Origin of the sequence: Sulfuriferula multivorans, from assembly GCF_003851125.1 — a bacterium.
Classification (GTDB): Bacteria; Pseudomonadota; Gammaproteobacteria; order Burkholderiales; family Sulfuriferulaceae; genus Sulfuriferula; species Sulfuriferula multivorans.
This window is the reverse complement of the sequence record NZ_BGOW01000048.1, coordinates 1-1,856: the sequence shown is the minus strand read 5'-3', so window position 1 is coordinate 1,856 and position 1,856 is coordinate 1. Positions and strand designations below refer to the sequence as shown.

Genomic DNA, 1,856 nt, shown 5'->3' with positions numbered 1-1,856 from the left:
ACAGCCTGCATCTCCTCCGGCTTGAGGTCGTGGGCAACCACCTTCATGGCCGCTCCATTGGGACGTTCCTCAGCGGATCTCTGGAACACATTCAATTGCTTGACGATATAGTCGGCATGCTGTCCGGCAATGCGCGGAAACTGTTCGCTGCCTGCGCCTTCTGCACCATGGCAAGCCATGCAGGCCGGAACCCCTTCGCTGGAGATGCCGCTAGAGAAAATCGTCTTGCCCTCGCTCTCCAGTTTGGCATTTCCAGGCTGGTCGGCACCGGGCTTCTGCTCGGAAAAATAGGTAGCCAGTTCATTGATCTGCGCATCGGTCAGGCTGCGGGAGATGCCCCACATATACTCGAAGCCGGGCGGATCCTGGCGATGGTGACCCCGGAACTGCTTCAACTGCGAGATCAAATACCATTTCTGCTGTCCCGCCAGCCGTGGGAAGGTGGGGTTGGTCGAATCGCCAGTGACGCCATGGCAGTCCGAGCACACCTGCTCGGCCAGTGTCTTGCCGTGTACGCTGGGGTCACCCAGATTGCGGGAGGAGTTTTCTGTCGTCGTGCAGCCTGTAGCGATCGCAGCCAGGGCCAGTACCAAGGCAATTGGGGCAGTTTTCATGATTCAATCTCCGAATAGTTCATTATTCATGTCGGGTGCGCGCCGCCATGCCAGCGCGCGCACCCGGTTGTTTAAACCGCCTGCTTAGTACGCGCCCCAGACATAGAAGAACAGGGTGTTGTTGTCACTGGCTTTGGGGTTAATCGCCGCGGTATCCACGCTGAACTTGGTGTATTGCATCCCCAGCCGCACATTTTGCACCGGTGTCCAGAATACCTCGGGTGTCCAGCCCTTGGATTCGGCCCCCAGGGTGTTGGTAAGGTTGAAGTAGGACAGGGTAGCGCCGTACTTCGCCTGGTAGATGAAGGATGTCTTGGCTCGCAGGGAGTTGACGGTATCGGAGGGTGCCCCTAAGCCGTAATCGATGTTTTCATGGATGCGGGTGACCGTCGCGGTGACCGTGTAGGGATCGAGCAGGTACTGATACTGGAAGTCGATGCCATTGTCACGGTAGTGGTCGGTCGGTCCGGAGTGGCTGGTCGTATCCGAGTATGGACGGACGTCCAGGTGAGTCAGGCCGACCATCACATTGTGGGGACCCCATTCGTGCGTCAGCGCCAGACGGGCGTAGGGATTGGTACCCTGGATGTTGACCTGACCGCCATTGCCCTGGGTCATGAAGGAAAAGATGCCATCGCCGGTGCGGTAGCCGGTGAGTTCTGCATACACCATCTTGTTCCAGTAGGCATAGGCGCCGATTCCTGCCACTTGCTGGCCGAGGCCGCCGTCAAGTATCGGTGTGACCCCGTCTCCTGCGCCAGTGCTGCCGGGCACCACGCCGTAGCCCCATGCCGGGGTGCTGTTCCACACGTCCTGTACGCCGGGGTTGTTATGCAGGGTGAGGCCGTAGATCAGATCCTGATTGTCGTTGATCAGGTGATCGGCGTAGCGCAGATCCAGGTTGTCCGAACCGGTATGGCCCGACCAGTTCCCGGTCTCGGCATCCTGACTATTGTAGTTGTTATAGGTGATCTGTACGAACCCGCCCGTTTTATCGGTAATCTTCCCCGCAATGAACAGGCTGGCAGTGTTGAAGATGGGAGACCCGTCTTGCGTTTTCCCTTGGGTGGGGTCATTGACTTTCACCTTGTTGGAGGTCAGCACCGCCATGGCCGCCAGCGGCAGCGCACGCTGTCCGATGGTATAGCCAGTGAGTTTGAACAGGCGCCCGTAGGGGGTAAGTTCGGGAAATTGTCCCCCGGCATGGCAGGCGACGCAGTTTTGGCCGGTCTGTCGTGCGAA

At 58.7% G+C, this 1,856-nt stretch carries 2 protein-coding genes; both read right to left on the bottom strand.

Going from position 1 to position 1,856, the window contains the following annotated elements; all coding sequences use genetic code 11:
- Positions 1-614 (bottom strand): c-type cytochrome (locus tag EI185_RS17005; RefSeq protein ID WP_133372250.1); only part of this gene is annotated, 614 nt, incomplete at its 3' end.
- Positions 615-698: 84 nt separating this feature from the next.
- The coding region (locus EI185_RS17000; protein ID WP_124706345.1) for a cytochrome C at positions 699-1,856 on the bottom strand (1,158 nt) is incomplete at its 5' end.